The organism is Planktotalea sp. (genome assembly GCF_039984035.1).
GTDB lineage: Bacteria > Pseudomonadota > Alphaproteobacteria > Rhodobacterales > Rhodobacteraceae > Planktotalea.
This window is the reverse complement of the sequence record NZ_JBDWVM010000353.1, coordinates 1-5,061: the sequence shown is the minus strand read 5'-3', so window position 1 is coordinate 5,061 and position 5,061 is coordinate 1. Positions and strand designations below refer to the sequence as shown.

Sequence of the window (5,061 nt, the reverse complement as noted above, 5' to 3'; positions counted from 1 at the left end):
CCACGCCCATACCGTTCATAACGCCCGCAAACTCAGACGCGATGTAGCCGCCACCCACGATCAACATCGTCTTCGGCAGCGTCTCAAGGTGGAAAATCTCATTGGAGGTGATCGCCAGCTCTGCGCCGTCCATTTCAGGTTTCACAGCGCGGCCACCAACCGCAACCAAGATATGCTTGGCCGTAATGCGTGTGCCATCCGCCAATTCAACCGTATGCGCATCTGCGATCCGCGCGCGTTGATCATAGGTTTCAACGCCCGCGTTTTTCAGCAAACGGCGGTAAATCCCTTCAAGGCGATCCAGTTCCGCATGCATCTTCGCTTGGAACGCTTTCCAATCGAAGCCATTGGAGGTCACATCCCAGCCATAAGCGCGCGCCTCATCAACAAGGCCCCCATAACCGGACGCGAAGACCATCAGTTTTTTGGGAACGCAGCCGCGAATAACACATGTACCGCCGTAGCGATCTTCCTCGGCCAACGCGACCTTGGCGCCTGTGTCTTGCGCGGCCACGCGCGCGGCGCGTACTCCGCCAGATCCACCGCCAATTACAAAGAGATCATAGTCAAATGCCATCAGGTCGCTCCAAAAGTCTAAATGCTGGTAGGTTTAGTCCGCCAAGTCAGTGAACAGGTTCTCATTTTCCACAAAGTCCAGCCTGTCATGCTCAACCTTGCCCGTATTTATGTCGCGAACCTCGACCTTGCCATCCCCATGACCGATCACAACTACGTCACAAATATCTATAAAGAGCCCGTTTTCCACAACGCCAGGCATTTGGTTGATCACCATCGCCAATTGCCGCACGTTGCCAATGCGCTTGAGGTTTAGGTCTAGAATGAAATTGCCTTCGTCCGTGACGAACGGCGCATCGCCATTCATGCGCAGACCGATTTGGCGGTTCAAAACATCCATCGAAACAAGCGTTTCTTCGACCAAAGCGCGTGTCGTTTGCCAACCGAAGGGGATCACCTCAATAGGCAATGGAAAGGCGCCCAAATGGCCTACCTCCTTGCCGATATCTGCAATCACGATCATCTGATCCGAGGCGGTCGCGACGATCTTTTCATGCAGCAAAGCACCGCCGCCACCTTTTATCAGGTTCAAATCGCGGTCAAATTCATCCGCGCCGTCAATCGTGATGTCGAGCCAACGCGCCTCATCCAAGGACACAACGTCGATGCCAACATTACGCGCCAGTTGCGCGGTACGGGCAGACGTGGGCACGCCGCGAATGCGCAGGCCATCCTCGCGCACCATTTCACCAAGGCACCGCACGAGCCAAGCGGCAGTTGATCCCGTTCCAAGGCCGACGCGCATCCCGTCTTCGACAAAGGCCGCTGCGCGCTTGGCCGCGACAAACTTTGCTTTGTCGATTGGTGACAATTCGCCTGCCATGATCGAGTCTCCCTGTTCATTGCGCCACTTATACGCATTGCTTGGACGGTGCGCGAGGGCGGAATGTCGCTTTTCAATCTGAATTCTAACTAGCAGATGTTTAGAAATGTTTTAGCCGTAAGGTAGAGGACATGCGCCAAGGCGCAAGGACCGCACGCAAAAACGAGGTTGATTACGCCAATGTTTCTTTCAGTTTTTGACATGTTCAAAGTCGGGATTGGCCCGTCGTCCTCGCACACGATGGGGCCCATGGTTGCCGCAGGTCGATTCTTGGATCAAATGCGCGCTTCCCCTTTTGAGTTCGCCGGCCTGCGTGCCTCGCTCCATGGCTCACTTGCCTTCACGGGCGTTGGTCACGCAACGGATCGCGCAACTATCCTCGGGCTGGCTGGGTTTGCACCAGAAACCTACGATGCGGAAAAGGCGGACCTTTGCTTTGCTGAGATTGTCGCGACGAAAACGGTAACGCCTGAGGGTTTGCCGCCCCTCGCCTTTGATCCCAAAACCGATCTAAAATTCGACTTCGGTCCCAATCTGCCTGGGCATGCAAATGGCATGATCTTGATGGCCACCGATGCGCAGGGCGATGTGGTTTTGCAAGAGACTTACTACTCCGTTGGCGGCGGGTTCATTTTGACAGCGGATGAACTCGAACAGGGCAAGGACACGGACGAGGGCACGCCAGTACCGTTTCCATTCAAATCCGCCGCTGAAATGCTCGAAATGGCGAAAGCTTCGGGCAAGGACATCGCAGCGATGAAACGTGCAAACGAAATTTCACGCGGTGGCACCGACAACCTGCGCACAGGCACGGCCCGTATCTGGCAAGTCATGAATGATTGTATCAACAAGGGTCTCGCGCACGAAGGGATCCTCCCCGGCGGGCTTGATGTGCGGCGGCGTGCGAAAGCCATTCACGATGCCCTGCAAGCCGAGCGCGGCATGAACCTGAATGCACCGCACACGATCAACGATTGGATGAGCGTTTATGCCATGGCCGTTAATGAAGAGAATGCCGCCGGTGGACAGGTTGTCACTGCTCCTACGAATGGGGCTGCAGGCGTCATTCCAGCGACACTTCGATATTATCTGGACCATGTTCCCGGCGCATCGGAAAGCAAGGTTGAAGATTTCCTTCTAACCGCCGCAGCCATTGGCGGCTTGGTCAAGTTCAACGCCTCAATTTCCGGCGCAGAAGCGGGATGTCAGGCAGAAGTCGGCAGCGCCGCAGCGATGGGCGCTGCAGGGCTTTGTGCGATCATGGGCGGAACACCAGAACAGGTTGAAAATGCGGCGGAAATCGCATTAGAGCACCACTTGGGCATGACCTGCGATCCCGTCAAAGGGTTGGTCCAAGTCCCCTGTATTGAACGGAATGGATTGGGTGCAATCAAAGCGGTTAGCGCCGCATCGCTTGCCCTGCGCGGCGATGGCACACATTTGGTGCCGCTGGATGCCTGCATCGAAACCATGCGCCAAACAGGCGCTGATATGAGTGAGAAATATAAAGAGACATCTCTTGGTGGTCTCGCGGTCAACATACCCAACTGTTGAAAAACTGGGCTAGCGTGCAGAAATCAAGCCGCGCGTCATTGCCAATCTTCTGTGCACTGCATAGCGTCGCCGGATGATACCAGATCGCCCCCTTCTCGGCATATTGCTCATGCTCGGCTTTTGCATCATGGCACCTCTCGGGGACGCTTTGGCAAAAGTGCTGGGGCAAACGGTACCTTTAGGAATTTTGCTACTGGCACGTTTCGCGATACAGGCATTGCTTTTGCTTCCGATTATCGCGGTAACAGGGCGCACGTGGCGTTTGACTGGCAAAATCCTTTATCTGGCATGGTTGCGCGCGGCGCTTCATATCATCGGGATCGGCGCGATGTTCACAGCGTTGGTCTATTTACCCCTTGCCGATGCGGTCGCAATCGCTTTTGTGATGCCCTTCATCATGCTCATCCTCGGGCACTATGTTCTTGGCGAAGAGATCGGAATGCGCCGCATCATCGCTTGCGCGGTAGGGTTCATTGGCACCTTATTGGTTATTCAACCCGCGTTTGAAAATGCAGGCTGGCCCGCGCTGTTGCCGCTTGTTGTCGCTGTCGTCTTTTCTCTCTTTATGCTCGTTACCCGATTGATCGCCAAAAATATCGATCCGATTAGCTTACAGGGCGTTAACGGCGTCATGGCCGTGATTATCCTAACGCCTCTTGTTTTCTTGTTCCGAGACAGCGGCATCGCGCTCTTTGAAGTGAAAATGCCAAATGGCCAAGAATGGCTCTTATTGCTGGCGATTGGCACTTTGGGCACGGTCGCCCATCTCTTCATGACATGGTCGCTGCGTTTTGCACCATCAGCGACACTTGCACCGATGCAATATCTAGAAATCCCCTTTGCCACATTTGTCGGCTGGTTCGTATTTCAGGAATTGCCCAACGGACTCGCCGCGATTGGGATACTCATCACGATAACTGCAGGACTTTATATAGTTATGCGCGAGCGGGCCATGAACCAGCCTGCGCCATCAGTGCCTTAAGCACCAATTCGAAACAGTCGCTTGGCAAAATGCAAAGCATATTGGGCGCGCTCATTTCCAGGGTTACAGCGCCAATTGCCTCGTTCGACGTACCAATGCGCAGTCCGGGTTCAAAATCCAATGACGGAAATGACCACTTCAAACCTTCGCCCCTGCCCGTGCTCGCCCCCATTGGGAATAAGGATACCGGAGTCCCTGCCGCGAGCGGCATAGAAAACTGTGGAGGACAGAGAAACACAAGCTCGTCATCGTTCACGAGAATGCAGCGCTGATGGGCAAACCTTACTAGTGCATGAAATGCTGCCAATTGGTGATCTAGGCGCCCCCCCAGAAATCCGACCCCCATGATTAACGGTGCTTCGATACGCAAAAGGCATTTCTCGAAATCTGTGCTGTCTTGTTCTTCTATAAAGTGTAGCGATGCCGCAGGTAGCTGCCCCTTTAGTTCGCGATCCAGCGAATCCATATCGCCAATCACCGCCTCGGGAATCGCGCCTAGGTTGAGCGCATGCACGGCACCCCCATCTGCAGCGAGAATCGTCGGAGCGTGAACAATCGCCCTTTCGAAGGCGGATTTAGAGACATCCGCGCCCCCGACCAGCGTCACCGGTTCCAATTTTCGAACAATTTTAGAGATCACGTGGAATTAACACCTCAAATAGAAACAGATCACATTTGGGCCATGAAATGATACTGTAACAGACACAGATTCGGGCCGCTTTGGTCCTTAGGGGTTAGTTATTGACGTCTCAAGATTTTAGTAAAGCGAGTAATCCATGGTAAATACGAGCAAAGTTCTCACAGTTTCTTACGGCACATTCTCTTGCACATTGGAAGGGTTTGACGATTCGTTCGATACAATGAAAGCCATTGCAGAGTATTTCCGCGATCTGGCTGCTGACGATCGCTATTTTGGCGCCGAGCCCCCGACCCCAGATGCAGAAATGCTTGCACGTATCGCAGAGCGCGAAGTATCGCGCCGCGTAGAGGCACACCATGATGATGGCAAGATCGTCCTGCGCACGACCCTTCCCGCAAACGACGCAGTCGTTGACGATGTCGCCCTTTCTGATGACGTTGTCAGCGATGCCGTAGAAGATGCAGAAATTGACGTCGAAAGCGACGA

5 protein-coding genes and 1 pseudogene are annotated in these 5,061 nt (G+C 54.1%); 3 read left to right on the top strand and 3 right to left on the bottom strand.

Annotation, left to right across the window (positions count from 1 at the left end; all coding sequences use genetic code 11):
- Both ABJQ89_RS15850 and rpiA read right to left on the bottom strand, forming a co-directional pair.
- A partial coding sequence (locus ABJQ89_RS15850) for an FAD-dependent oxidoreductase (RefSeq protein ID WP_348497134.1) occupies positions 1-577 on the bottom strand: 577 nt, incomplete at its 3' end.
- Positions 578-610: 33 nt separating this feature from the next.
- Positions 611-1,399, bottom strand: a complete 789-nt coding sequence (rpiA, locus tag ABJQ89_RS15845) for a ribose-5-phosphate isomerase RpiA (RefSeq protein ID WP_348497133.1) — start codon at positions 1,397-1,399, stop codon at positions 611-613.
- Positions 1,400-1,579: 180 nt separating this feature from the next.
- Here rpiA and ABJQ89_RS15840 point away from each other — a divergent pair, with 180 nt between their 5' ends.
- Both ABJQ89_RS15840 and ABJQ89_RS15835 read left to right on the top strand, forming a co-directional pair.
- On the top strand, positions 1,580-2,953 hold the full coding sequence (locus ABJQ89_RS15840; protein WP_348497132.1) for an L-serine ammonia-lyase: 1,374 nt from the start codon (positions 1,580-1,582) through the stop codon (positions 2,951-2,953).
- A gap of 73 nt (positions 2,954-3,026) precedes the next feature.
- Positions 3,027-3,935, top strand: coding sequence for a DMT family transporter (locus tag ABJQ89_RS15835; RefSeq protein ID WP_348497131.1), 909 nt, complete (start codon positions 3,027-3,029; stop codon positions 3,933-3,935).
- On the opposite strand, the gene ABJQ89_RS15830 is transcribed toward ABJQ89_RS15835, so the two are convergent.
- Positions 3,889-4,575, bottom strand: a complete 687-nt coding sequence (locus ABJQ89_RS15830; RefSeq protein ID WP_348497130.1) for a thiamine diphosphokinase — start codon at positions 4,573-4,575, stop codon at positions 3,889-3,891. The two genes, ABJQ89_RS15835 and ABJQ89_RS15830, sit on opposite strands and share 47 nt — an antisense overlap.
- 136 nt (positions 4,576-4,711) lie before the next feature.
- On the opposite strand from ABJQ89_RS15830, the pseudogene ABJQ89_RS15825 reads away from it, so the two are divergent.
- Positions 4,712-5,061 (top strand): annotated as a pseudogene (locus ABJQ89_RS15825) (hypothetical protein); the annotation flags it as partial.